The organism is Ciceribacter azotifigens, assembly GCF_048159625.1.
GTDB lineage: Bacteria > Pseudomonadota > Alphaproteobacteria > Rhizobiales > Rhizobiaceae > Allorhizobium > Allorhizobium azotifigens.
This window is the reverse complement of the sequence record NZ_JBLQTA010000057.1, coordinates 1-2,015: the sequence shown is the minus strand read 5'-3', so window position 1 is coordinate 2,015 and position 2,015 is coordinate 1. Positions and strand designations below refer to the sequence as shown.

At 58.3% G+C, this 2,015-nt stretch carries 1 protein-coding gene and 2 pseudogenes; all 3 read left to right on the top strand.

The window, feature by feature from the left end; all coding sequences use genetic code 11:
* A pseudogene (locus ACM6UT_RS23220) lies at positions 1–417 on the top strand (TrbG/VirB9 family P-type conjugative transfer protein); the annotation flags it as partial.
* A gap of 7 nt (positions 418–424) precedes the next feature.
* Positions 425–859, top strand: a pseudogene (locus ACM6UT_RS23215) (TrbG/VirB9 family P-type conjugative transfer protein); the annotation flags it as partial.
* Positions 859–2,015, top strand: a 1,157-nt coding sequence (gene virB10 / locus ACM6UT_RS23210; RefSeq protein WP_416799632.1) for a type IV secretion system protein VirB10, incomplete at its 3' end; no start/stop codon positions are given. The pseudogene ACM6UT_RS23215 and the gene virB10, both read left to right, overlap by 1 nt.

The following is a 2,015-nucleotide window of genomic DNA, read 5'->3' as shown; positions in this document are numbered from 1 at the left end:
ACCAGTGTCGTCTATCAGCCGAACAACGTCGTGAAGGTGTCTGCGACCTACGGCATCTCAACGATGATCATCTTCGACGAAGATGAGAAGTTTGAGACGATCTCGCTTGGCGACACCGACAGTTGGCAGGTTGCCCCGTCCGAAAAGGGCAACATCCTTTTCGTCAAGCCGATAGCCAAGGACGTTTCCACAAACATGAACGTGGTGACCTCAAAGAGGATCTACTTCCTTGAGCTCAACGACTATGCACCGGAAGCAGGGAAAAAGGTCTTCGGCATTCGCTTCGTTTATCCCGAGAAGAACCTGAACGAGTCTCTGCGGAAGGAGGCTGAGTTTCGGGCAGCTAACCCGAACATTTCGAGCATCGACAAAGCGAACGTCAATATTGACTACTCTTTCTCGGGCGACGCGGCGCTGAAGCNGCATTCGCTTCGTTTATCCCGAGAAGAACCTGAACGAGTCTCTGCGGAAGGAGGCTGAGTTTCGGGCAGCTAACCCGAACATTTCGAGCATCGACAAAGCGAACGTCAATATTGACTACTCTTTCTCGGGCGACGCGGCGCTGAAGCCGACAATGGTCTTCGATGACGGAAAGAAGACCTTTTTCAAGTTCGGCAGAGGGACCGTGCCGGCCATTTTTGCCGTTCAATCCGACTTCTCCGAGACCCTGCGAAACTTCCGCAAGGAAGGCGAATACATCGTCGTTGACGGCGTAGCCACGCAATACACGCTCCGGGACGGAAACCAGTGGACGTGCATTTTCAACCTCCGCAAGCCGGACTTTGCAGCACCTGATCCTGACATCTTGGCTCCGAAGCCGGATCCTGATGCCAGCAAACGCAGGAGGAGCGGCAACTAATGAAGCGCAGCCCTGAACTCGACGCAATGGCGGCGGCCGACGAGGCCGAAATCAGCAATCGAAACGTGAAGCGCAATCAAACGGTCGGCATGGCCGCCCTTTTGCTGGCTGGCGTCTTCGCCGCGTACCTGGTGCTCGCCACGTCCGGAGAAAGCCCGCCGGAAAGCCCGCAAAGTGAGGAGGAGTTCCGTACCACGACCTTCCGGCCGCCCGGTTTCGTGCGCGATGGAGAACCCACTCCCCCACCACCCGAACAGCCTGTCTTGGAACTTCCACCTCCGCCAGCTCCGCCGGTGGACGTCACTGAATTCAACGTGCCTCCCCCGCCCGAAGTAGCTCAACCGGCGAGCGCGCCCCCGCCCGCCGACGAGGTATTTCCGGAGCGATTTCGGTCAAAGCTAATCACGCTTGACCAGAACCTGGGAGGATCCGCGAATGGTTCGCTCGATGGCTCGAACGGCGGCACGCCTTTGACCGTCGCTGGCGAGGATCGCAACAGCCAGTACCTGTCCTCAGCGAGTGCTATCGGTGACCGTTCCGCCAAAGCCCGGCAGATTGAGCGCATCGACGCCATGATCCCAGAGGGCACGCTGATCCCCGGCATCTTGGAAACGGCGATCGTCAGCGACCTTCCGGGCCAAGTCCGGGCCATCACATCCAAGGATGTCTACTCCTTCGATGGGCGGCGCGTCCTGATCCCAACAGGAACACGCCTGATCGGGGAATATCAGTCCGAAGTTACGCGGGGGCAGAAGCGGGTCTTTGTCGTGTGGACGAGGTTGATCCGGGATGACGGCGTGTCGGTGCGCTTGAACTCCATCGGCACGGACAGCCTCGGACGATCGGGCCTGACGGGTCATGTCGACAACAAGTTTCGTGAGCGCTTTGGCGCATCAATCTTGCTGTCGATCGTCGGAGGCGGTGCAAGCTATCTAACCGGATACGGTAGCGACTCCAGCTCCGGAAACGATGACGCCGAAAGAGGTGCTGAACTGGCGCGAGAAACGATCGCGCAGACCTTCAGCGACATGGCGAACACGGTCCTTGCCGAAAACCTCAGGATCCCGCCAACGATCAGCGTACCGCAAGGCGAGCGGATATTTGTCTATGTTCGCCAGGACCTCGATTTCAGCGCCATGTACGACGATCCTGTCAC